Annotated in this window: 20 protein-coding genes; 15 read left to right on the forward strand and 5 right to left on the reverse strand. The window is 67.1% G+C overall.

Annotation, left to right across the window (positions count from 1 at the left end):
• The first annotated feature begins 25 nt into the window (after window positions 1-25).
• The 4 genes from GGR33_RS07785 to GGR33_RS07800 all read left to right on the forward strand — a co-directional run bounded on the left by GGR33_RS07785 (window position 26) and on the right by GGR33_RS07800 (window position 4806).
• Entirely contained in the window at window positions 26-2638 is a 2613-nt protein-coding gene (locus tag GGR33_RS07785) for a histidine kinase dimerization/phosphoacceptor domain -containing protein (protein ID WP_183503707.1), read from the forward strand.
• Window positions 2635-3216, forward strand: coding sequence for a biliverdin-producing heme oxygenase (locus GGR33_RS07790; RefSeq protein WP_183503709.1), 582 nt, complete (start codon window positions 2635-2637; stop codon window positions 3214-3216). Before GGR33_RS07785 ends, GGR33_RS07790 begins: the two co-directional genes overlap by 4 nt.
• A 161-nt stretch (window positions 3217-3377) precedes the next feature.
• The gene (locus GGR33_RS07795) at window positions 3378-4295 is read left to right on the forward strand and encodes a hypothetical protein (protein WP_183503711.1); all 918 of its coding nucleotides are present in this window, start codon (window positions 3378-3380) and stop codon (window positions 4293-4295) included.
• A gap of 97 nt (window positions 4296-4392) precedes the next feature.
• A complete protein-coding gene (locus tag GGR33_RS07800) occupies window positions 4393-4806 on the forward strand; it encodes a hypothetical protein (protein ID WP_183503713.1) in 414 nt (137 codons plus the stop codon).
• 205 nt (window positions 4807-5011) lie between these two features.
• On the opposite strand, the gene leuB is transcribed toward GGR33_RS07800, so the two are convergent.
• The 3 genes from leuB to GGR33_RS07815 all read right to left on the reverse strand — a co-directional run bounded on the left by leuB (window position 5012) and on the right by GGR33_RS07815 (window position 10104).
• Window positions 5012-6112, reverse strand: a complete 1101-nt coding sequence (gene leuB / locus GGR33_RS07805) for a 3-isopropylmalate dehydrogenase (RefSeq protein ID WP_183503715.1) — start codon at window positions 6110-6112, stop codon at window positions 5012-5014.
• A 102-nt stretch (window positions 6113-6214) separates the two neighbouring features.
• Window positions 6215-7654: a diguanylate cyclase domain-containing protein gene (locus GGR33_RS07810; protein ID WP_183503724.1), complete on the reverse strand. Its 1440-nt coding sequence runs from the start codon at window positions 7652-7654 to the stop codon at window positions 6215-6217.
• Window positions 7655-7776: 122 nt separating this feature from the next.
• Window positions 7777-10104: a hybrid sensor histidine kinase/response regulator gene (locus GGR33_RS07815; RefSeq protein ID WP_183503726.1), complete on the reverse strand. Its 2328-nt coding sequence runs from the start codon at window positions 10102-10104 to the stop codon at window positions 7777-7779.
• A 236-nt stretch (window positions 10105-10340) separates the two neighbouring features.
• On the opposite strand from GGR33_RS07815, the gene GGR33_RS07820 reads away from it, so the two are divergent.
• Together GGR33_RS07820 and GGR33_RS07825 are read left to right on the forward strand one after the other, a co-directional pair.
• The gene (locus GGR33_RS07820; protein WP_246412917.1) at window positions 10341-11882 is read left to right on the forward strand and encodes a caspase family protein; all 1542 of its coding nucleotides are present in this window, start codon (window positions 10341-10343) and stop codon (window positions 11880-11882) included.
• A gap of 42 nt (window positions 11883-11924) precedes the next feature.
• A complete protein-coding gene (locus tag GGR33_RS07825) occupies window positions 11925-12629 on the forward strand; it encodes a DUF3053 family protein (RefSeq protein ID WP_183503730.1) in 705 nt (234 codons plus the stop codon).
• 12 nt (window positions 12630-12641) lie between these two features.
• Here the strand turns inward: GGR33_RS07825 and GGR33_RS07830 are convergent, their stop codons facing one another.
• Entirely contained in the window at window positions 12642-13604 is a 963-nt protein-coding gene (locus GGR33_RS07830; protein ID WP_183503732.1) for a polyprenyl synthetase family protein, read from the reverse strand.
• Window positions 13605-13625: 21 nt separating this feature from the next.
• Between GGR33_RS07830 and mtgA the strand changes: the two genes are divergently transcribed.
• Entirely contained in the window at window positions 13626-14399 is a 774-nt protein-coding gene (mtgA, locus tag GGR33_RS07835) for a monofunctional biosynthetic peptidoglycan transglycosylase (RefSeq protein ID WP_306484287.1), read from the forward strand.
• 57 nt (window positions 14400-14456) lie between these two features.
• Window positions 14457-15122: a hypothetical protein gene (locus GGR33_RS07840; RefSeq protein ID WP_183503734.1), complete on the forward strand. Its 666-nt coding sequence runs from the start codon at window positions 14457-14459 to the stop codon at window positions 15120-15122.
• Window positions 15123-15158: 36 nt separating this feature from the next.
• On the opposite strand, the gene GGR33_RS07845 is transcribed toward GGR33_RS07840, so the two are convergent.
• Complete coding sequence (locus GGR33_RS07845) at window positions 15159-16403, reverse strand: argininosuccinate synthase (RefSeq protein ID WP_183503736.1); 1245 nt, start codon at window positions 16401-16403, stop codon at window positions 15159-15161.
• Between the two features lie 198 nt (window positions 16404-16601).
• On the opposite strand from GGR33_RS07845, the gene GGR33_RS07850 reads away from it, so the two are divergent.
• The 7 genes from GGR33_RS07850 to GGR33_RS07880 all read left to right on the forward strand — a co-directional run bounded on the left by GGR33_RS07850 (window position 16602) and on the right by GGR33_RS07880 (window position 23769).
• The gene (locus tag GGR33_RS07850) at window positions 16602-17228 is read left to right on the forward strand and encodes a 2-hydroxychromene-2-carboxylate isomerase (protein WP_183503738.1); all 627 of its coding nucleotides are present in this window, start codon (window positions 16602-16604) and stop codon (window positions 17226-17228) included.
• A gap of 331 nt (window positions 17229-17559) precedes the next feature.
• The gene (oxlT, locus tag GGR33_RS07855) at window positions 17560-18849 is read left to right on the forward strand and encodes an oxalate/formate MFS antiporter (protein ID WP_183503740.1); all 1290 of its coding nucleotides are present in this window, start codon (window positions 17560-17562) and stop codon (window positions 18847-18849) included.
• 95 nt (window positions 18850-18944) lie between these two features.
• Window positions 18945-19139 (forward strand): hypothetical protein, encoded by a 195-nt coding sequence (locus GGR33_RS07860; RefSeq protein ID WP_183503742.1) that lies wholly within the window; start codon window positions 18945-18947, stop codon window positions 19137-19139.
• A gap of 71 nt (window positions 19140-19210) precedes the next feature.
• Window positions 19211-19702 (forward strand): 23S rRNA (pseudouridine(1915)-N(3))-methyltransferase RlmH, encoded by a 492-nt coding sequence (rlmH, locus tag GGR33_RS07865; RefSeq protein ID WP_183503745.1) that lies wholly within the window; start codon window positions 19211-19213, stop codon window positions 19700-19702.
• 7 nt (window positions 19703-19709) lie between these two features.
• Entirely contained in the window at window positions 19710-21080 is a 1371-nt protein-coding gene (locus tag GGR33_RS07870) for a murein hydrolase activator EnvC family protein (RefSeq protein WP_183503747.1), read from the forward strand.
• Window positions 21080-22402 carry a S41 family peptidase gene (locus tag GGR33_RS07875; protein WP_183503749.1) on the forward strand — a complete coding sequence of 441 codons (1323 nt, stop codon included), beginning with the start codon at window positions 21080-21082 and terminating at the stop codon, window positions 22400-22402. Before GGR33_RS07870 ends, GGR33_RS07875 begins: the two co-directional genes overlap by 1 nt.
• 143 nt (window positions 22403-22545) lie before the next feature.
• Entirely contained in the window at window positions 22546-23769 is a 1224-nt protein-coding gene (locus tag GGR33_RS07880) for a divergent polysaccharide deacetylase family protein (protein ID WP_183503751.1), read from the forward strand.
• The last annotated feature ends 46 nt before the right edge of the window (window positions 23770-23815 follow it).

The raw sequence follows: 23815 nt of genomic DNA on the forward strand, positions 1-23815 counted from the left end.
CTGGGCGCGGTCATACCGGGGCCGAATGAGCGACCCGTCTCCATCCCGGACCCAGGACGTCCTCGACGGGTCCGTCGATCTCGACGGCCTGTCTCCCGAAGATCTCGACCGTCTCGACCAAGGCGTCATCGCGCTGAGCGCCGACGGCCGCGTGCTGTCCTACAGCGAGGGGGCAGCGAGCCAGTCGGGCCTCTCGGCCGAGGCCGTGGTCGGGCGGCATTATTTCCGCGAGGTCTCTCCCAGCACGAACGTCCCGGGCTTCCATGGCCGCTTCCTGAGCGGTGTGCGCCGCGGTCGGCTCGATGAGGCTTTCGAGTTCGTTTTCGGCCGCACGCCGCATCCGCTGCGGACCCGCATCGAGATGCGCAGCTCCGCCAGCCCCGGCCGGTACTGGATGGTGATCACGCCGCTGGAGCAGGTGGGCGCCGGTCGTTCGCGCGAGGCGGTGATGGCTGCCGTCGGCCAGCGTGTCCGGGCCGAGCCCGTCGATCCGGGCCTGTGCGAGCGCGAGCCGATCCACATCCCGGGCTCGATCCAGCCGAATGCCATCATGGTCGCGGCCGACGCGGAGAGCCTCGAAGTCCTCGCCCACAGCGCCAACATCGGCGACATCCTCTCCGACGGTGTGCCGATCGAGGGCCGGCCGCTGAGCGCGATCCTGCCGGCGCCCTTCATAGCGTCGATCGAAGCGGGCATCGTGGCGCACAGCCTGGAGGACGGCCGGCTGCTGCGTCAGACCATCGCCCTGGCCGGGCGTCCGGACGAACGCTTCTATGCCGTGGCGCATGTCCAGGGCGGCCGGGTCATCGTCGAACTCGAGCGCGCGCCGGAGCGGCCGGACGATTTCGGGTCCGCCAGCCCACTCGATCTGGAGCTTGCGGTGGTGCGGTTGCGTGCTGCCGGCACCCTCGACGAGGCGGCGCGGATCGCTGCGAGCGAGCTGCGGCTCCTCACGGGGTTCGAATCCGTCCTCGTCTATCGCTTTGACGAGGAGTGGAACGGCGAGGCCATTGCCGAGGATATGGTCCCGGACTGGGACCGTCCCCTGATCGGATTGCGCTTTCCCTCCTCCGACATCCCGGCCCAGGCGCGCGCGCTGTATCACAAGGCCAAGAGCCGGTTCGTGATCGATCGCGACTGCGTGCCGGTGCCGCTGGTGGCGGGCAAGGCTGCCGGAAACGGCCCGATCGACCTGACCTTCGCGCAAAATCGCACGCTCTCGCCGATCCACCTTGAGTATCAGCGCAATCTTGGCGTGAACGGCTCGATGTCGATCTCGATCCTGGTCGAGGGCCGGCTCTGGGGGCTGATGATCGGCCATCACCGGCAGCAGCACTACGTCGCGCCGGAGACCCGGGCGGCCTCGACCGTGCTCACCGACGCCTTCGCCATGCGCGTGCAGGAGATCGAGGCCCACGCTCAATGGGCCGAGCAGCAGTCGCATCTCGACATTGAGGGGCGGCTCGTTCGCAGCCTCGCCCAGTCCGACGATTTCGTGCAGGCACTGACCGTAGGGTCGACTACGCTGCTCGATCTGTTCGAGGCCGGCGGGGCCGGCATCGTCTCGGAGGATCACATCAGCCTGATCGGGGCTTGTCCGAGCGAGCGAGAGGTCCTCGCGCTTGCCGCATGGCTCAAGGAGACCCTGCCGTCGGGACAGCCGAGCTACACCACCGATGCCCTCGGCAGCGCGCATCCGCGCGCCGGCGCCTACGCTCAGACAGCGAGCGGACTGCTCGCGGCTTTCGTCGATGCGCAGCGGATGCATCTGCTGCTCTGGTTCCGGCCGGAGGTTCCGAGCGCCGTGACCTGGGGTGGCGATCCGCGCAAGCCGGTCATCGCGGGATCCGGCTCGGTGGCCGTGCTGCCGCGCCGCTCCTTCGAGCGCTGGGTGGAGGAGCGGCGCGGCGTCTCGGCGCCCTTCCTGCATTGGCAGGTCTCGCTAGCGGAACAGCTGGCGCAAGCCGTCGAGGGCGTCGTCCTGCGCCAGCGGCGCAAGATCGAGGAGCTGACGCAGCTCCTCGTCGACAAGGAGCGCCTGCTCGCTCAGAAGGACCTGCTGACGCGCGAGATCGATCACCGGGTCAAGAACTCGCTGCAGATCGTTTCGGCCTTCCTGCACATGCAGCGCCGCCAGATTACCGACCCTGAGGCCCGGCAGGCCTTCGCCGAGACGTCGGGACGCGTCATGAGCGTCGCCCGGGTGCACGACAGCCTCTACCAGGCTGGTAGCGTGGAAGAGGTGGATCTCGGCCAGACGATCGAGAACCTGTGCAACGATCTCACCGGTCTCGCCGGCAACCAGCACAGCGTCGAGCTCACTGCGGAACCCGGGCTGATGGTCCCCTACCAGAAGGCCGTCTCGCTCTCGCTGATCGCCACCGAACTCGTGACCAACGCCTTCAAGTATGGCGGCAGCGAAGACCGTGGCGCACAGGTCAACGTCAGCGTCTCGGGCGTGGCGAACGGTGTCACGCTCAAGGTCTGCGACGACGGCGTGGGCCTGCCCGAAGGTTGGGACACCCGCGCCAAGGGCACCGGCCTCGGCATGAAGTTGGTGCGCGCCATGCTCGAGCAGATCGATGCGCGGATCGAGGTCGAGAACGTCCCTGGCGCCTGCTTCACAGTGCACGCGTGAGCAGCGGACTCCACGCCCGGCTTCGCGCGGCGACGGCGGACGCGCATCAGGCGCTCGAAGATGGGCTGCAGTGGGAAGCGCGCATCGCCACGCTCGACGGATACCGCATGCTGCTGGCGCTGATGCGCGGCTTCCATGCCGGTTTCGAGCCCGTAATCGGGCAGGCGCTCGACGACGAGGCCTTCTTCGCACCGCGCCGCCGGCTCGCGCTTCTCGATGCCGACCTGGACCGCCTCGGGCTCGACGCCGCGAACATCGCGGCTTTGCCGGTGATCACACCCATCACGCTCGCGACGAAAGCCTCGGCTTACGGAGCGCTCTATGTCCTGGAAGGCTCGACGCTGGGCGGCCAAGTCATCGGCCGCACCATCGCCGCGCGTCACGGACCCGCGGCCGAGGCGGCCTGCAGCTACTATCGCGGCCATGGCCGTGACACCGGCCGCATGTGGAACGCCTTCCGCGCCCACCTGGAGGCTCTCGACGACGACGAAGTTCTGGCGGCCGGTGTCGCGACCTTCGACGCCTTGAGGCTTTGGGTCGCCGAGCCGCGACCGGTACGAGCGGCCATCCCGGTTTAGGGACGCGACCAGCGCCAAGGTTCGATTCACCTTCGGGTGAAGTAGCGGGGGATAAATCGTCCTCGACCGTGCCCGCGGAAACCGGATCCTTCGCACCTGCGGGTCACAGCATCGGAGAGGGCTCAGCGCCGCTGCAGCCGATCCGATGCGAGGCGTTCACGATGCGGCGCGAACCGACCTTCGAAGACCTGGATCTCGATGAAGCGGACGGAGAAATCCATCCTCTGGCCTCGCCGAAGCCGTTCGGCCGTCTGCGGCTCGCAGCGCATCTCGTCCTGGCCGCCGCAGCAGTTGCGGGTTTGACGGTGTTCGCGCGCGACCGAGCCTCCCCAGATCCGTCGCCGCGCGCCTGGACCGAGCCGCCGCGCGTTCCCTCTGCGCCCGCTGCCCGCGCCGCGACCCCGGCGAGCACAGCCGGTCCGCTGCTCGCCATGGACGCGGCCGAGCCGCCGGGCCGGCCCGAACCCCCACGCTGGAATGCGGCGACCGGGCTTCGCGAGGATGCGCTGACGCAGGGCGGCTTCGACGCGATCGAAGTGCCGTTCCTGCGTCTGACCTTGACCGAGGCGCCGCAGGCGCCCGAGCCCGCGACAAGCCTGTTCGTCACGCTCGCGCGGCGCGCGGCCGAGATGCAAGGCCTGTCCGTGCTCCGCACCGGAATGAGGGGCACAATCGAGACCAAGTTCGGGGCGTTCGAGACCGTCGAGACCACGCTCAGCGGCAACGGCACGCGACTCTGTACCGGGTTTTCAGGTATCGGGACCAAGGCGATGCGGATCGACGGCTGGCTCTGCGGCGTGCTCGGCCAGCCGCCGGAGCCTCAGGCCGTCGCCTGCGCCATCGATTCCGTCAGGCTCGCCATCTCCGCGACGCCGACGATCGAGGTGGCCTTCGGGGAGGCGGAGCTGCGCCGCACTGCCGGCTGTGCCGCTCCTCCCGCCGCCACCACCGCGAGCGGCCGCGGCGGCGACCAGACTGGATCGATCACCAGCCGCAAAACTGCAACAGGCGAACGCAATCCGCGCCGTGCTCGAAAAAATGAGGCGGAACTGCGGCGAAATACGGAAGCGCGGCTGTAAGGATGGAACAACGGCTCAGCTCGGGCGTCTTATTCACAACGGGCTAAATGTTAACGAGCCCCCCGTAGCTTCAGCCCACGCAAATCAGGGTTCCGCCATGCGCCTCACCAAGATCGCCCTTCTGGGCGCCCTCTCGCTCACCGCCATCGGGTTCGGCTCGGCCGCCGAGGCGCAGGGTCCGTATGGCGGTCCGGGTTACGTCCGCGTCAGCCGTCCGCTGCCGATCCGCATCCGTCCGCGCAGCTGGCTCGATGCTGGCCGCACGACCGAGCCCTATAACGGTTCCGTCTCGAACCCGGCGACCAGCCCCTACCTGATCCAGGCCAGCAACATGCTGTCGCCGGTCTATGGCCGCAACGACATGTACGGCGGCTCCAACCTGCCCGACCCGATCACCAACGGCCCGTTCATCGGCGCCCGCAGCACGGCGATCCGCAACATCGACTTCTCGGCCGTCGACGTGATCGATCCGACCTCCTACCGCTCGCGTACGGGCATGTCGCCCTACTAGGATCGAGCGAGCCTCTGAAACGGAAACGGGCCCCTTCACGGGGCCCGTTTTCGTTTGAACTGTCTCAGTCGTCATGCCGGGCTCGCGCGAGCGAGAACCCGGAATCCACCGGAGAGGCCGCGTGGGGCGTCGCTTCCCGTTATGGATTCCGAGCTCGCCTTCGGCGCCCCGGAATGACGATGACTGTTTGGGCGCTCAGGCGCCGCTACGCGCCCAGCTCGCGCAGGATGGCATCGCCCATCTCGGCGGTGCTGATGACCTTGCCGCCCTTGCTGGCGATGTCGCGGGTGCGGGCACCGGAGGCGAGGGTGCGCGTGATCGCGGCGTCCAGCTGGTCGGCGGCGTCGCCCAGACCGAAGGAATAGCGCAGGCACATCGCGAGCGAGCCGATCATCGCGATCGGGTTGGCGAAACCCTTGCCGGCGATATCGGGTGCCGAGCCGTGGACCGGCTCGTAGAGTGCCTTGCGCGTCCCCTTGGCGTCGATGGCGCCGAGCGAGGCCGAGGGCAGCATACCGAGCGAGCCCGTCAACATCGCCGCGACGTCCGAGAGCACGTCTCCAAACAGGTTGTCGGTGACGAGCACGTCGAACTGCTTGGGCCGACGCACGAGCTGCATGGCGCAGTTGTCGGCGAGCACATGCTCCAGCTCGACCTCGGCATAGTGCTCCTGGTGGACGCGGGTGACGACCTCCTTCCAGAGGACGCCGGTCTTCATCACGTTGTTTTTCTCGGCCGAGGCGACGCGGCCCGAGCGTTTGCGGGCAAGGTCGAAGGCGACGTGGGCGATGCGCTCGATCTCAGCGGTGGTGTAGACCTGGGTGTCGACGGCGCGCTTGGAGCCGTCCGGCAGCGTCGTGATCTCCTTCGGTTCCCCGAAATAGACACCTCCGGTCAGCTCGCGCACGATCATCATGTCGAGGCCTTCGACTAGCTCGGGCTTGAGCGCGGAGGCCGAAGCCAGGGCCGGGTAGCAGATCGCCGGGCGCAGGTTGGCGAACAGGCCGAGTTCCTTGCGCAGGCGCAGCAGGCCGGCTTCGGGGCGGTTCTCGTAGGCGACGCCGGTCCATTTCGGGCCACCGACCGCCCCGAGCAGAATCGCGTCGGCGGCATCGGCCTTGGCCAGCGTCGCGTCGGCGAGCGGCTTGCCGTGCACGTCGATGGCCGCGCCGCCAACGAGGTCGGTCTCAGTCTCGAACGTGGCAAGGCCGGCTTTCCCGAGCCAGGCCACCACCTTCTCGACCTCGGCCATCACCTCGGGGCCAATTCCGTCGCCGGGCAGGAGCAGGAGCTTGTAGCTGGTCATGGTCGCCGTGGCCTTCTCGCACCCGGGCTGCGTCGTGCCGGGCCGTTGCTGCGGCGGCTGTAAAGTTCACATCCCCGTGCTGGCAAGCCCGGCGGCTGCGGATCAGTGCGTCGTCGTCCCGGGGAAGCCACGGCGCTCGCCAACCTGTGCGATCGGCCAGGGGATGCGCCGCTCGCTGTCGGCGCCCATCCCGGCGACGAAAGTTCGCACGGTACCGCGGCCTGCAGCCTTGGCAGCGTAGAGGGCGATGTCGGCCTGGGTGAACAGGTCGGAGGGCGTGCAAGGCCCGTCGACATGGGCGATGCCGACGGAGGCGCCGACGTGCAGGACATGGGCCGCGGACGCCATCGGTTTCGCGAGGCCGGTCACGATCTCTCGCCCCAGGGTCTCGATGGCGTCCCGTTCGAAAACCGGACCGAGCAGAACTGCGAACTCGTCTCCGCCGATCCGTGCGACGAGCTCGGCTTGCGCGCAGATCGCGCTCAGCCGGAGAGCGGATTCCTTAAGGCACGCATCGCCGGCCGCGTGACCGAAGCCATCATTGACCTGCTTGAAGCCGTCGAGATCCACCAGGATCAAGGCCTCGATCGGAGAATGGCCCAGTGGGTCGCCGTCGAGGGTCGCGAAGCGCTCCTCGAATTGCGTTCGGTTGGCGAGGCCGGTCATGGCGTCGCGTTGCGCGAGGAATCGCGTCTGTTCGAGCTGGAGCTTCTGCTCGGTGATGTCCTGTTTCATCCCGAACAGGCGGAAGGGTCGTCCAGCCCGACAATCGACCGCTGCGTTGATCCGGATCCAGCGGTTCGCGCCTCTGGTCGTGGTGATCTCGGCATCGAGCTGGAAGCCGTGGCGCCGTTCGAGCGCTTCTCGGCGGATGCGCTCCAGTAATCCGCGCGAGGCGTCGGCATAGCATTCGAGCGATTGCTGGCGAACGAGGCGGCCGCCTCGCGCGATGCCGAACATGTCGTAGACCTGACCGCTCCAGGTCAGGCTTTCGTCGTGCAGCGCGCATTCCCACAGGCCGACACGTGCCCCCGTTGCGGCCCGCTCGAAGGTGTCGCGGCTTCGCGCGAACATTTCGGCCTGTTTCTCGATCCGTTGCCTCAGGCGCGCGATCGTCACCGCATCGCGCCGGCGCTGGGCGAGGGGAGCGAGTTCGGCCGCCAGGTCCTCGAAGACGCGCACGTGCTCGGGCGAGAGCCAGCGCGGGTGAGAGTGGAACAGGCTGAGGACTCCGAAGACCTGCCCCGTGTCGGAGAGGAGAGGGATGCCCGCAAAGAAGCGGATGCGCGCCTTGTCGAGGAACTCGTCCGGCACATCCGCTTCGAAGCCGACGTCCGACACGATGACGGTCTCGGTCGCCGCGAGCCTCTGGAGGCGATGGATGGTCGAGCTTGCGGCCCGGGCGATCGGCGCGCCGGCGTAGAGCTCGATGGGGCCGACTTCCTCGTCGATCAGACGGAGCTGGGCGGCACGAACGTAAAAGCTGCAGCGAACGCGCTCCAGCATCGAGGCCAGCGGATCGGATGTGCTGACGGCACTCACGCCAAGAACGACATTCGTGTGAAGTCTCCGTCACGCCGGACGGACCGCCCAGCTCACGACTTTTCAAAGACTTAGCGGTGATCCGTTAATCCGCACTTAACCATTGGGAAAACGTGTCGGAGTCAAGCGGCTGCGGCAGCGCGGCCGCGCGACCAGCGCTCGACGGCGGCGGTGAGATCGGTGCGCTTGAACGGCTTGCCGACATGGTCATCCATTCCGGCCTCTCGGAACCGGGTGATCTCGGCTGGCAGCACGTTTGCCGTCATCGCGACGATGATCACGGAGTTGCAGGGGTGGTCGAGGTCGCGGATGGCGCGGCTCGCGGCGAGCCCGTCCATGCGCGGCATCTGCACGTCCATCAGCACGAGGTCGTATGCCTTCGCCTGAACCGCGGCGACCGCCTCGACGCCGTCGGCGACGACATCCACGGAATATCCGGCCATCTCCAAGAGCTTGCAGGCGATCTCCTGGTTGATGGCGACGTCCTCGGCGAGCAGGATTTGCAACCGTTCGGGTCGCGCCGACTCGGCGCCAGGCGCGGAAGGCGCCGCGATCTCAGGCGCTCGGGGCAGGCTCACCGTGAAGGTGAAGCACGATCCGCGATCGACTTCGCTTTCTACGCTCATCGTGCCGCCCATCAACTCCGCCAACTGCCGGGAGATGGCGAGGCCGAGGCCGGTGCCGCCGAATTCGCGCCCGATCGAGCCGTCGACCTGGGAGAAGCGATGGAACAGGCGGTCGAGCTTGTCGGCGGGGATGCCGATGCCGGTATCCGTCACCGTGAAGAGCAGGGTGCAGCCGTCATTTTCGCCCGCAGCTCCGGTGACCGCGAGTGAGACCGAGCCGTGACGGGTGAACTTGATCGCGTTGTTGAGGAGGTTCAGCAGGATCTGTCGCAGCCGGCTCTCGTCGCCGACGAGGCGCCCGGGCAGGTCTGGGGCGACGCTGACGGTGAGGGCGAGCCCCTTGGCCGCTGCGCCGAGCGCCACGATGGAGGAGGCCTCGTCGACCAGAGCGGAGAGAGCGAAGGGCCGCAGGTCGAGGGCGATCTCGCCGGATTCCACCTTCGAGAAGTCGAGAATGTCATTGACGATGGTCAGTAGCGCGTTGCCGGCGCCGCGGATGCGCTCGACCGAGCGGCGCTGCTCGGGGGGCAGCCCGTTCTCCTCCAGCAGGATCTCGGTGTAGCCGATCACGCCGTTGAGCGGCGTGCGGATCTCGTGGCTCATCGTGGCCAGGAACTCGGTCTTGGCCTGGCTCGCCTGCTCGGCGGTCCGGCGCATGCCTTCCAGCTCGCGCGTGCGGTCCTCGACGCGGCGTTCGAGCTGCTCGTTGGCTTCGGCGAGCCTGCGGTCGCGCTCGGCCACGGCCTCTCCCATCCGCGTGAAGGCCGCCGCGAGCCGGCGGACCTCCACCGTGCCGCTCGGCGCCAGGGTGGTCGCCGAGTCGGGCGAGCGGGCGAGGGCGTCGGCGGCTTCCGTCAGGCGCACCAGCGGTCGCGAGATCCGCCGTCCGATCAGGACGCCGAGGCATGCCGCGACGAGCGCCAGGATGAGGCCGCCGGTGAACAGGCGGCTCGCGAGCCGGTGCGCGGGCGCGAAGGCGAGGGCCACCGGCTGACGCACGATCACGGTCCAGCCGAGCCCGGGATAGTCGTTGACGCCGATCGTACGGCTCGCGCCGACGAGATAGGTGACGCCGTCGGGCCAGTGCTCGACCGCGAATTTGTCCCCCGCCGTCGCCTTGCGCCATAGCTTGGCGGTGTCGGGCATCGCCGAGCCCTGCACGCTGGCGGGCCCGAGGATAATCGATCCGTCCTTGTCGACGATGAGCACTTCGATGCCGGGTGATTTCACCGCGTGCGGGTCTACGACGGACGAGGTCAGCCCTCGCGCCCAGGCCCAGCTCAGATGTGCGCCGACGACGCCGTCCGCGGAGCCGGCCGCATCGAGGAGCGGCGCCGAGACGTCGATGAAACGCCATGGCCCGCCGTCCTCGCTGGCCGGCATGTAGCGCTCCAGCAGCAGGGCCTTGTGCACGTCGCCCGCGAAGGGGGCGACCAGGCCTTTGGTGAACCACGGCCGCTCGGCGACGCTGGCGCCTTCGAGAACTCGTCCGGTGGAGGCCGTCACCACGCCATTGCGGTCGGCAAAGCCGATCCAGGCATAGGCCGGAAAGGAGCCTTTGACGGCCTCGAGCCAAGCTCTGCGGCTGTCCACGGTCGGCGCGATCGTATGAGCCACCGCCGACAGCACGCGGATGTCGCGCCAGCCGCCATAGACGCTGCGGTCGAGGACGCGGCGCACTTGCCCGGCAACGGTCGCCATCTCGCCGCCGATCTGGGCGCGCAACTGCTTGCCGGCGAGTTTCAGGGTGACTGCCGAGCCCAGCAGCGTGAGGATCAGCGCGATCGCTGCGAACAGCACCGCGTGGAGGGTTCGGAGGCGCATGCTGAAATCCGCGACGTCAATGGGATTTCATCCCTTACGGGCGTTAACGTCTCGTTAGCGAAACTTCGGAGGTCGCCCGTTCGCGGTGGCCACGCATCACCTGTGCGTCGTCGTACAAGCGCCGATGGTCCGCGCTGGTAGACCCGATGCGGCTGCCGGGTTGCGCGGCGGCGCTCGGCCGTTTCGCGCGTCCGAGCGATGCCTTAAGAGCGTTTCGACCAAACCGGGAGGATTCGATGAGGTGGCGCCTCGCGCTCTTGGCCGTGATCGTCGCCGGGCTGGCACTCGCGTCGACCGCACAGGCCGAGACGCGGGTCGCCCTCGTCATCGGGAATTCCGGCTACAGGGCCGTGCCGGCCCTGCCCAATCCCCGCCGCGATGCAGGGCGCGTCGCTGCCGCGCTTCGCTCTGCCGGCTTCCAGTCCGTCACGGTGTTGGACGATGCCAGCCGTGCCGACATCATCACTGCACTGAACCGGTTCTCGGACGCCGCCGAACGGGCCGATTGGGCCATCGTCTACTATGCCGGGCACGGAATCGAGATCGGCGGCGCCAACTACCTCATCCCGGTCGACGCACGGCTGAAGAGCGACCGCGACATCACGGACGAGGCGATCCCGCTGGACCGCGTGCTCCAGGCCATCGAGGCGGCCCACAAGCTGCGCGTCGTCGTGCTCGATGCCTGCCGCGACAATCCTTTCGCCGGCTCCATGCGCCGGACCATCGCGACGCGCTCGGTTGGCCGAGGTCTCGCCCAGGTCGAGCCGGAGGGCGGTACGCTGGTCGCCTTCGCGGCCAAGCACGGCCAGACCGCCCTCGACGGCGATGGCGAGAACAGCCCGTTCGCCGAGGCGCTGGCGCGGCGGATCGTGACGCCGGGCGTGGAGATCAACAAGCTCTTCCGGCTCGTGCGCGACGACGTCATGGCCTCGACCGGGCGGCGCCAGGAGCCCTTCGTCTACGGCTCGCTGCCGGGTGAGGACTTCTTCTTCGTCGGCAACAGCCTCGCGACCCAGCCGGCCGTCGCCGGCACAGACTTGCCGGCGAAGCTGCCGAGCACGTCGCCGGCACCCACACCGCCCGTCGCGCAGAAGCCTGCGCAGGTCGCCGCATTGCCGCCGGCCCAGGATCTGCTGCCGCCGGCGCGGCAATCGACGCCGGATGCGACCAATGCACCGGTCAACGCGCCGCTCGTCAGCTTCTCGCGCAGCAACAGCGGATGGAGCGCGACGATCTCGCTGCCCGAACCGGCCATCGCCATTTCCTGGCGCCTCGGCGACAAGGGCGAGTATCAGGAGACGGGCTTCCTCGACGTCATCGACCAGCGTGTCGGGCGCCGCATGCCCAACCCGTCGATCCCTCTCGACATCGACACTCCGGCGAGCACGCTGAACCTGCGCTACGTCGATGCCGCGGGCGTGACGGTCGGTCCGTTCCCGATCTCGTTCGACCCGAGGGCGGCGCTCTTCAAGGACCAGCGCAAGATCATCGAGATGGTTGCCGGAAGCTGGCTCTCCTTCCGCGATTTCAACGGGGTGCTGCTCTACTACACGGCGCTGGTCTCCTATCGCTGCGCGATCAAGGAGCTGCGCATCGGCCTCGACAAGGCCGAGCCGGACCGCGTCATCCCGCTACCGCCCTGCGACGAGGCCAACCCTTTCGCGATCCCGGGCAACTTCACGCCCTATTTGAAGGCGCCCCCGGGTACGCGCTCGGCCTCGGCCCAGATCGTCTACCGCGACGGCACGCTGTCGCCCCTGAAGATGTTCCGGCACTGACGCCATCTGCCACGCACCAGAGGCCCATCGAGAATGCGACGATTGCCGAATAAGCTCACCCTCGGGCTCACGCTCGCGGCGATGACGGCGCTCGCTGCCTGTGGCGATCCCGAGCCGGAACAGCGGAAGGCCTTCCTGTCCTTCCTGCAGACTCGGATCATCGACAAGCCGGGTATCCACGTGCCGATCCTGACGCCGGACGAGCGCAAGGCTTTCGGCCCCTATGCCGAGCACTACGCCGTGATCTCGAACTTCCATAAGGTGATGAACGAGAGCGTCTCGCCGAAGTTTTCGAGCGCGGTCTCGAAGGCTTCGATCCACTCGGCGGCGGATCTCGCGGCGCGGCGTGATGATTTCAAGATCGCGAAGACGACGATCGGCGAGATGAATGCCGCCCTCGGAGGCGATCTCACTCAGGCCGATGCCGAGCACGGCAAGCTCAGCCAGCCGGCCGACCTGAAGCCGGTCTACGACAAGGCCTACGATCGGCTGGTGACCTCGGTGGCTGCGACCTTCCGGGAAATCGCGCCGATCGCCGACAGGGTCTTCGCCGACGCGCTCGACCTCGGCGACTACATCGATCAGCACAAGACCGGCCTGAAGATCACCGGCCCCGTGGTGCAGGCCACGGACGCGGCGACGCAGAAAGCGTTCAATGCGAAGCTGCAGGCGCTGCAGAGCAGCCAGCAGGCCGTGAACGCCGCACAGGCGAAGTTTCGTGAGCTGATCTACGGGGCGGGCAGGTGACCCGTACCGAATTCAGGTCTTGCGAGCGACGGTGAAGCGGGCCGCCTCGCGCAGGATATGCGCGCGCTCGCCCCAGGGTGCGACGGCCTCCTCGCAGACGCCGACCAGGCGGTCGCATTCGGCGCGGGCGCCGTCGAGGCCGAGCCGGTCGACCAGGGTCGCCTTGCCGGCATCCTTGTCCTTGCCGGTGGCCTTGCCCATCGCTTCGGGCGACGCCTCGCGGTCGAGGATGTCGTCGGCGACCTGGAAGGCCTGCCCGAGCGCCTTGCCGTAGCGCAGCAGGGCAGCGCGCTGCTCGCGGTCGGCATGGCCGACGATGGCGCCGGCCTCGACCGAGAAGGCGAGGATCGCGCCGGTCTTCATGGCCTGCATGCGCAGCGTGTCGTCGACGTCGAGGGAGACCTCACCGAAGCGGCCCTCCGCCGTGAGATCGAGCAACTGGCCGCCGACCATGCCGCCGAGCCCGGAGGATTTGGCGAGGCCGAGCACGAGATCGGCGCGGATCGCCGGATCGGGCTGCCATTGCGCATCGGCGGTGATCTCGAAGGCCAGCGTCTGCAGTGCGTCACCGACGAGGATCGCGGTGGCCTCGTCATAAGCCTTGTGGACCGTGGGCTTGCCGCGGCGCAGGTCGTCGTCGTCCATCGCCGGCAGGTCGTCGTGGACGAGCGAGTAGCAATGCACCAGCTCGACGCCGGCACCGGCCGCCATCGCGCTCCGTTCGGAACCGCCAAGCATCCGGGCCGTTTCGATCGCGAGGAAGGGGCGCAGGCGCTTGCCGCCGCCGAGAACCGCGTGGCGCATCGCCTCCATCAGGCGCGGCGGCCGGACGATTTCGCCGGCGCGCAGGGTCTCGTCGAGAAGCGCGACCAGAAAGCGCTCTACGTCATCCGCCACGGTGGCGAGCCTGTGGGTAAACGGTTCGTCGGGGGAGTGCGCCTTGACCGAGGCGTCGGAACCCTGCGTTGAGGTCATCGGTAGAGGCCTGGTTCGGGGATGGGCGCGAGCAGCGTGCTGAGGGTGGAACGCGAGGAGGAGATCCGCCGGCGGCATCCGCAGGAGCGCAGCCTGCGACGGATCGATCCTGCGCGGCGAAGGACGATGGCACGGCGCATCGCCAGCCTGGCCATGCGTCTCGCCCTCGGAATCGTCGCCCTCACGCTTGTGCTGACGCTCGTCTATCGCGTGGTGATGCCCGTCTCAACCCCGATGCTGGGGCGATGGTTGACGGGCCAGTCGGTGACTCGGGAGGCGGTACCGCTGGAGCGGATCTCGCCGGCCCTGGTTCGCGCCGTCTTCACGGCCGAGGACCAGCGGTTCTGCGTGCACAACGGTGTCGACTGGAAATCGCTGAGCGAGGTCGTCGAAGACGAGGGCGGCCCGAGCCGCGGCGCCTCGACCATCACCATGCAGACGGTGAAGAACGTCTTCCTGTGGCCTGGCCGCTCCTACATCCGCAAGGCGATCGAGATTCCGCTCTCGATCTTCGTCGACACCGTCTGGGGCAAGCGGCGCACGATGGAGATCTACCTGAATGTCGCCGAATGGGGCGATGGCATCTTCGGAGCCGAGGCGGCTGCGCGGCACTGGTTCAACAAGAGCGCCCGCGACCTCAAGCCGTCGGAAGCGATCCTGCTCGCCACGACCTTGCCGAACCCGATCGAGCGCGATCCCCGTAAGCCCACCGCCGAGATGAGGGCGAAGGCTGGCCGTATCCAGTCCGCATACGGCGCGATGGACGACTATATCGGCTGTCTCAAGCCACGATAGCGGCCGTCACGTTCATCCTGTACTGGCTCCAGAAAACCCGAGACAGAGCGGACCCGGATGGCCGAAGACACGACCTTCGAACTCACCCTTGAACGGATCGCCCTGATCCGGCGCATGGCGGTCGCCTGGGACGGCACCGAGTCGGGCGCGCCGATCATCCATCCGGACGCACCCTACGGCAGCACCGACCGCGACGGCGACATCGAGAACGTCACCGGTGACGACGAGGGGCTCGACGAGGAGCATCGCGCGCTCGGCGATGCCCTCGAAGTCTTCGTGCAGAATGCCGTGCTGAGGCCGGGCCGCTACCAGTACCACAACCCGCTCGCCAAGCTGGCCCCGTCCGAAGTGTTCGACCTGTTTCGCGACGAGGTCACCGGCGAGACACCGGAGCAGATCTCCTTCGAGGTCACGCCGGAGCACCTGAAGCTCATTCCGAATCTCGCGCTGCGCTGGGACGACGAAAACGACGTTCCCGGCGTCGACCCCAAGCGGCCCTACGGGGCCATGACCTGGTACACCGTCGAGATGGCCGTGCATCTCGGCGAGGCGCCGCCCAAGGACGACGAGGGCCGGGCGATCCTGTCGGACGAGCAGGAGGAGCGGTTGATGCGGCTTCACCGCGAGATGCAGCCGGTCCTGCAGATCTTCTTGCGGTCGGCGGATCTGGCACCGGGCATGTTCAGGCAGCCGGCTGGGACGATCGGGTGGGAGCCCGTCTGAGGCGACGGGCTTCTTCGCTGGAGGGGCCGAGGGGGCTTAACCCTCGCGCTTCTTCCGCTGAGCCAGCGTGCGCAGCCGCAGGGCGTTGAGCTTGATGAAGCCAGCCGCGTCGCGGTGATCGTAAGCCACGGCGCCCTCCTCGAAGGTGACGAGGTCCTGGTCATAGAGCGAGTGCGGGCTGGTACGGCCGATGACGTGGACGCCGCCCTTGTAGAGCTTCAGCCGGACGTCGCCGGTCACCTTCTCCTGGCTCTTGTCGATCAGAGCCTGGAGCATCTCGCGCTCGGGCGAGAACCAGAAGCCGTTATAGATCAGCTCCGCATATTGCGGCATGATCTGATCCTTGAGGTGCGCAGCACCCCGGTCGAGCGTGATCGACTCGATGGCGCGGTGGGCCGGCAGCAGGATGGTGCCGCCGGGCGTTTCGTACATGCCGCGGCTCTTCATGCCGACGAAGCGGTTCTCGACGAGATCGAGCCGGCCGATACCGTTGTCGTGGCCGAGCTGGTTCAGCTTGGCGAGCAGCGTGGCGGGCGACAGGCGCTCTCCGTCGATGGAGACGGCGTCGCCCTTCTCGAAACCGATGGTGATCACCGTCGGGGTATCGGGCGCTTCCTCAGGAGAGATCGTGCGCGAGAAGACGTAATCCGGCACCTCGTCGGCCGGGTCCTCCAGCACCTTGCCTTCCGAAGAGGCGTGTAGGAGGTTGGCGTCCACCGAAAACGGGCTCTCGCCGCGCTTGTCCTTGGCGATCGGGATCTGGTGCTGCTCGGCGAAGGCGATGAGCTGCTCGCGGCTCTTCAGGTCCCATTCGCGCCAGGGGGCGATCACCGTCACGTCGGGCTTCAAGGCGTAGTAGCCGAGCTCGAACCGGACCTGGTCGTTGCCCTTGCCGGTGGCGCCGTGACAGACGGCGTCAGCCCCGAGCTTCTCCGCGATCTCGATCTGCTTCTTGGCGATCAGCGGCCGCGCGATCGAAGTGCCGAGCAGGTAGACGCCCTCGTAGACGGCGTTGGCGCGGAACATCGGGAAGACGTAGTCCCGCACGAACTCCTCGCGCAGGTCCTCGATGAAGATGTTCTCAGGCTTGATGCCGAGCAGCTCCGCCTTCTTGCGCGCCGGTTCCAGCTCCTCGCCCTGTCCGAGATCGGCGGTGAAGGTGATGACCTCGCAGCCGTAGGTGGTCTGCAGCCACTTCAGGATGATCGAGGTATCGAGGCCGCCGGAATAGGCGAGCACGACCTTCTTCACGGTCTTGGGGGCGAGGGGATCTACGGACATGTGTGTCATCGCATCGGGCGGCCGGGAACCGGCGGCTTAACAGCGGAGTCGCGAGCCGCGCAACCATGCCGGCTGCCCGGCGTTCACCGGCGAGTCTGCCGGCCTGTGTCTTCCGCTGGCTGCGACGCAAAACGGCCTTGCAGCGGCCACGCTCTCGCAAGACACTACTTAGGCATCAGCTCTCCGGAGATTCGACGAATGGCGCGGCGGCCGACCCTCGAATTCTGGTACGAGTTCGCGTCAACGTATTCCTATCTCGCGGTGATGCGGATCGAGGCTCTGGCAGAGGCGGCCGAGGTCGACCTGCGCTGGCGGCCCTTCCTGCTCGGGCCGATCTTCGCCGCGCAGGGCTGGAACAACTCGCCCTTCAACATTTACCCGGTGAAGGGTCGCAACATGTGGCGCGACCTCGACCGAGAGGCGGCGCGCCTTTCGCTGCCGCCGGTCACTCGGCCCAACCCGTTCCCGCAGAACTCGCTGGTGGCGACGCGTGTGGCGATCTACGCCGCGGATCAGGACTGGCTGGTGCCTTTCACCAAAGCAGCCTTCGAGGTCTCGTTCGCGAAGGGCTGCTCCATCGCCGAACCGCAGGCCGTCTCCGCGATCCTCGACGGCCTCGGGCTCGACGGCACCTCGATCCTCAAGGCGGCGACCTCCGACACCAACAAGGGCCGGCTCAAGCTGGCGGGAGAGGAGGCGCGCTCGCGTGGCATCTACGGCGCGCCAAACTTCCTTGCGGAGGATGGCGAGCTGTTCTGGGGCAACGACCGGCTGGAGCAGGCACTCGACTGGGCGCAGGGCAACCGGCCCGGTCGGATGCGCTGACACGCGCCGCATTTCGATCGGTACGCCGTCACGTGCCACGATCATCGCGGCACGGATAATCCATCTCTCTGTCTAAAAATCCATAACCGTTGTATTCATAGAGGTGATGGCATCGGATCGACTGATGTTGGCGTTCGATTGATCGACATACGTTCAGAGTTCGTTTTTAATCCAGTGATATAACCTTGCAAATGCAAAATATTGCATTTGCAAGCCTCCGAAATATGCAAAATATTGTATATCAGCCGCGGTAACGCGGCTCGCTGGCGCACGCCATCGGCGGACCTGGAACAAATGCCGGGCGTCAGCGCATCGACGAGGGAGGTCACACATGGAGATTACGGCCACCGCGCCGATCGCGGAGCGCGCAAGCGCGAACCGATGGCTGCAACTGGGCTTCGGCGTCGCCTGCATGGTGGCTGCCGCGAACATCCAATACGCCTGGACGCTCTTCGTCCCGGAAATTCAGAAGACCTTCGGCTGGGATCGCGCCGCCATCCAAGTCGCGTTCACGATCTTCGTCATCGTCCAGACGTGGCTGACGCCGATCGAGGGATATTTCATCGACAAATACGGCCCGAGTCGCGTGGTGCTGTTCGGCGGCCTGATGACGGGTCTGGCCTGGATCATCAACTCCTACGCGGACTCACTGACGGGCTTCTATCTCGGCTCCGTCGTCGGCGGCATCGGCGTCGGCTGCGTCTACGCGACCTGCATCAACAACGCCTTGAAGTGGTTTCCGGACAAGCGAGGCTTGGCGGTTGGCCTCACGGCGGGCGGCTATGGGGCCGGCTCGGCCCTGACCATCCTGCCGATCGCCAACATGATCGCTGCCGGCAGCTACCAACAGGCCTTCTTCACCTTCGGCCTGATCCAGGGATGCGTGATCATGTTCGCGGCCCTGTTCCTGCGCGGACCGGCGAAGGGCGAAGTGACCTTTTCGACCAAGGTGCTGCAGAGCCGGCGCGACTACACCCTGCGCGAGGCCCTGAGCCAGCGGGTCTTCTGGGTCATGCTCCTGATGTTCACCTGTACCGTGACGGGTGGCCTAATGGCGGTCGCGCAACTCGGCGTGATCGCGCAGGATCTGGGTGTGAAGAACTTCCAGGTAAACCTGTACTTCTTCGCCATGGCGGCGCTGCCGTTCGCCCTGATGCTCGATCGCATCATGAACGGCATCTCCCGCCCGCTTTTCGGCTGGGTGTCCGACCGGATCGGCCGCGAATACACGATGTTCATCGCCTTCTCGCTCGAGGGCATCGGCATCGTGGCCTTGGGCTATTTCGGCTCGAACCCCTGGGCGTTCGTGATTCTGTCCGGCATCGTGTTCCTGGCCTGGGGTGAGGTCTACTCGCTGTTCAGCGCAACGGCCGCCGACACCTTCGGTGCGAAGCACATCGGCAAGATCTACGGCGTGCTCTATTGCGCGAAGGGCCTCGCGGCGCTCTTCGTGCCGGTCGGCAACATCATCATGCAGGCGACCGGAACCTGGGCGACCGTTCTCTACACCGTTGCGGCCTTGGATCTTCTGGCGGCCTTCCTCGCGGTCATGGTGCTTCGCCCGATGCTCGTACGTCACCACGCGTCCAACGGCTCGCCGATGCCGGTGGCATCTCACTGAGAGCGTCGCATCAGACGACGACGTCCAAGATATCGGCGACCCGCCCGGGTCGCCGATATCGAGCACTGTGGATCGATCAAACGCTGGATCGCTCGATGAACGTCGCAGCCGCATTGGCTCTGCAGAGCATCCCCTTCGCCTTGCTGTTCCTGATGTCGGCAGCATCGCATCGCGACGTGTTCGCGATCGCCTATGCTGCGGCGCTTGGTCTCACCCTCTCGCTCATTGCATTCGCGGACGGGCATCCGGCCTTTCCTCACGCTCTGGCGGCGGCTTACGCGATACGCTGATGGCTGTGCTTTTCAGCCACAATCGTGCAGGTGCTTGCGGGGTTCGTCCTCGCCAATAAGCATTCGCTCCCTTGAATATCCAAGCCATCGCCGTGGGCCGGCTCAAACCCGGCATCGAGCGCGATCACGCGGCGCGATACTTCGACCGAAGCCTCGCGCTCGGTCGCAGCCAGGGCCTTCCCGTGCTCGATCTGATCGAGCTGCCCGAGAGTCGTACTCGCAGGGCGCCAGACCGACACGCCGAGGAAGCGGCTGCCATTCTCGCTAGAGTGCCAAACGACGCGGCGGTCATCGTCTTCGACGAGCGCGGCCGCGCCGATCTCGCGAGCGAAGCCATCGCGGGACGGATTGGTCGCTGGCGCGACGAGGGTCGATCGACGCTCGCCATGGTCATCGGCGGACCGGACGGCCTCCATGACTCGGTCCGGTCTCGCGCCGACCTTATTCTCGCCTTCGGAGCAGCGACATTGCCGCATGGTCTGGTGCGTGTGCTCGTCTTCGAGCAGATGTATCGGACCCTCACCATCCTGGCCGGCCATCCGTATCATCGCGGGGAGGCCTGAGGGCTGAATGCGGCTGACGGGGACGACGACGCGACAAGCGCGCAAGATCGCTGGCTTGGTCACTGCCGCCTTTCTGGGGCTGGCGGCGCCGTCGCTCGCGCAGGAAGCCAAGGATCCCGATGCGATCCAGCGCACGATCGAGGAGAAAGCTCGTCGCGCCGAGAGCCTCAAGCAGATCCAGGATGCGCTCAATGCCAGCGCGGCGAACCGAGGCAGCCTCGAATCCGAGATCGCCGCGATCGGCAATGATCGAGCGAAGCTGAACCTCGCGCTGCTCGATGCCGGACGTCAGGCGCAGGCGACGGAAGACCGGCTCAGCCGCCTCGAAGAGCGCCTGAAGAACCTGAACAACAGCGAAGGCGCGATCCGCAAATCGCTCGACGCGCGCCGCAGCGTTATCGCCGAGATCCTGGCCGCTCTGCAGCGCATGGGCCGCCGGCCGCCTCCCGCCGTTCTCGTGCGGCCCGAGGACGTGCTGGCAGTGATCCGCACCTCCATGTTGCTCGGTGCGGTTGTGCCGGAGCTGCGCGGCGAGGCCGAGACGCTCGCCGCCGATCTGACGGAACTCGTCCGCGTGCGCGGGCAGATCGCCTCCGATCGCGAAAGCTTGAAGACCGATCTCGCCGGCTGGGCCAAGGAGAGGCAGCGCCTCGACCTCCTGGTCGAGGCACGCCGCAAGCGCATGGCCGAGGTCGAAGGCAACCTCACAGCGGAACGCCAGCGCACGGCCGAACTCGGCTCACAGGCCAAATCCCTGAAAGATCTCATCGAGCGCATGGAGGGCGAGGTCTCCTCGGCGCGACGCGCGGCCGATGAGGCCAAGGCGGCCCAGGATCGCGAGGCCAAGGCCACGCAGGAGCGCTTTGCCGCAGCGGGCTTCCGCGACCCGGCGCGACTCGCCCCGAAGGTGAAGTTCGCGGATCTTCGCGGCGACGTGCCGAGGCCCGTCAGCGGCAACCTGACGCGCGGCTTCAACCAGCCCGACGGCAACGGCGGCACCATGCGCGGCGTTTCGTTCACGACGCGTCCGAAGGCCGGCGTCTCGTCTCCGGCGGATGGCTGGGTGTCCTTTGCCGGCCCGTTCCGCTCCTATGGTCGACTCTTGATCATCAACGCGGGCGACGGCTACTATCTGCTGCTTGCAGGCATGGATCGCATCGACGTCGAGGTCGGTCAGTTCGTGCTCGCGGGAGAGCCGGTCGGGGCCATGGGCGAGGGTGGCACCGGCGGTTCTGCCGTAAATACGTCGCAAACTGCGTCATCGAAGGACGATGATCGGGGCGATCCAGTCCTATACGTCGAGTTCAGAAAAGACGGCGGCTCCATTGATCCGGAGCCTTGGTGGGCGAAGAGCCCCAGCGAGAAGGTTCGCGGATAATGCGCAAGGTGTCCCTCGTCCTGTTCGGCGCGTTCCTCGGCGCCGGCCTGACCGCGGTGTCGACGCAGACCCATCTGCTGTCGAGCACGAGCGCGGTGGCGGCTTCGGCCGAAACCTACCGCCAGCTCAGCCTGTTCGGCGATGTCTTCGAGAAGGTGCGGACCGACTACGTCGAGAAGCCCGAGGAATCGAAGCTGATTGAGACCGCCGTCAACGGCATGCTGACCGCGCTCGATCCGCATTCGAGCTACATGGATGCCAAGGCGTTCCGCGACATGCAGACCACCACGCGCGGTGAGTTCGGCGGTCTCGGCATCGAGGTCACCATGGAGGACGGCCTGATCAAGGTCGTCTCCCCGATCGACGACACCCCGGCCTCGAAGGCCGGTCTGCTTGCCAACGACATCATCACCCAGATCGACGAGGATCAGGTTCAGGGGCTCACCCTCAATCAGGCCGTCGACAAGATGCGCGGCCCGGTGAACTCCCCGGTCAAGCTCAAGATCTCCCGCAAGGAGGCCAAAGAGCCGATTGAGGTCACGCTCAACCGCGACATCATCAAGATCCGCCCGGTGCGCTCGAAGGTCGAGGGCAATGACGTCGGCTACATCCGCCTGACGCAGTTCAACGAGCAGACCTTCGACGGCCTCAAGACGGCCATCGACAAGCTCAACACCGATATCGGTGCGGAGAAGATCAAGGGCTACGTGATCGATCTGCGCAACAACCCGGGCGGCCTGCTCGATCAGGCGGTGATGGTCTCCGACGCGTTCCTCGATCGCGGCGAGATCGTCTCCACCCGCGGCCGCAACCCGGACGAGACCCAGCGCTTCTCGGCTAAAGCCGGCGACCTCGCCAAGGGCAAGCCGATCGTGGTGCTCGTGAACGGCGGCGCGGCCTCGGCCTCCGAGATCGTCGCCGGTGCCCTGCAGGACCACAAGCGCGCGACCATCATGGGCACGCGCTCATTCGGCAAGGGCTCGGTGCAGTCAATCATCCCGCTCGGCGGCCAGGGCGCCCTGCGCCTGACCACGGCGCGCTACTACACGCCGTCGGGCCGCTCGATCCAGGCCAAGGGCATCGAGCCGGATCAGGAGATCCTGCAGGACGTGCCCGACGATCTGAAGGGTAAGGACGAGACCAAGGGCGAGGCCGGCCTGAAGGGCCACCTCAAGCAGAAGGATGTCGAGGAGCGCGGCGGTTCGTCGGCCTACATCCCGCCAGATCCGGCCAAGGACAAGCAGCTCATCGCCGCCGTCGACTTCCTGCATGGCATCCAGAAGGGTGCCGCCAACGTCGCCAAGTCGCCGACGCAGAACTGAGCCGGATCGCTGCCTTTCGCGGCTTTCGCGCCGCGAATTAGCGATGCGTTAACCATGACGGCCCGCAATGTCGGTTGAGACCGATGCTGCGGGCCGTCTTGCGTTCAAGCTGTCCCGCTGCTGCGCCTGGGCCTGGATCAGCGGTGAGCGTGCCTTCCGACGATATTCTGACCCGTCCGCTCGGCGTCGACGCGCCGAAGCCGAGCCGTTTCGCTGTGCTGAAGCCCTATGCTCGCTACGTGGCGCCTGCCCTCGGCGGCGCCGCGGTGCTCGGGATCGGTCTGCTCGCATTGACGGGCGATCCTCGCGGTGGAGAGCCGCGCGCGATCGCGACGATCGCCGTTCGCGAGACACCCGCTGCGCAGGGGCACGCTGCCGTCGCATCCGCCGACGTTCAGCCTGAGACGACGTCTCAGCCGTCAAACCACAGCTCGGCCCAGGAGGTCGAAAGAGCCTCCGGCGTCACGGTGACCCGCCCTGCCGGCAAGAGCGCACCGGAAGAAGCGGTGATCATCCGCGTGCCGACGCCCGATTCGACCCGTCTCTCGGCGGCGCCGGACCCGCGCCTGACCGAGCGCGGCCGGCATGGCACGATGCCGCGGATCGGCGAAGGACGCCTGCGTCCGCTCGACGTCTACGCGCGTCCCGACAACAGCTCGGGGCCGGCCCGCATCGCGGTCCTGGTCTCCGGCATCGGCATCAGCCAAGCGGCGACCGCCTCGGCCATTGCGCGCCTGCCGCCGGCGATCAGCCTCGCCCTCTCACCCTATGCTTCGGACCTCGAAAAGACTGCCGCCCGCGCCCGCGAGGCCGGTCACGAACTGCTGCTGCAGACCCCGATGGAGCCGTTCGATTATCCCGACAGCGATCCCGGCCCGCAAACGCTGCTGACCTCTTCGCGTCCGGCGGAGAATCTGGACCGTCTCGCCTGGGCAATGAGCCGGTTCCCCGGCTTCGTCGGTCTCGTCAACTTCATGGGCGGCAAGCTCATGAGCGATGCGAATTCCCTGGAGCCGGTCATGAAGGAAGTCGCCGCCCGCGGACTCGGCTTCATCGACGATGGCGCCGCGCAGGGCTCGAAGGCCGCCACGAGCGCGGCCAAGTTCAAGACGCCCAATGCCCGCGCCGAGATCGTGCTCGACGCCGTGGCGCGGCCGGACGCCATCGACCGCGAGTTGGCGCGCCTCGAAGCGCAGGCGAAGAAGAACGGCTTCGCCCTCGCATCCGCGAGCGCTCAGCAGCTCTCCATCGACCGCATCGCCCGCTGGACACGCGACCTCGAGAGCCGTGGCATCCGGCTCGTCCCGGTGAGCACGGCTTTGCGCGGCAACCCACCTCCGACGAAGCTCTCATCGGCCGAGCGTTGATTGAGGCGGCTACCGGTCATTGCGATCGAATAACCGCTCAGCCTAT

The sequence above is a fragment of the Methylobacterium brachythecii genome, assembly GCF_014196345.1.
GTDB lineage: Bacteria > Pseudomonadota > Alphaproteobacteria > Rhizobiales > Beijerinckiaceae > Methylobacterium > Methylobacterium brachythecii.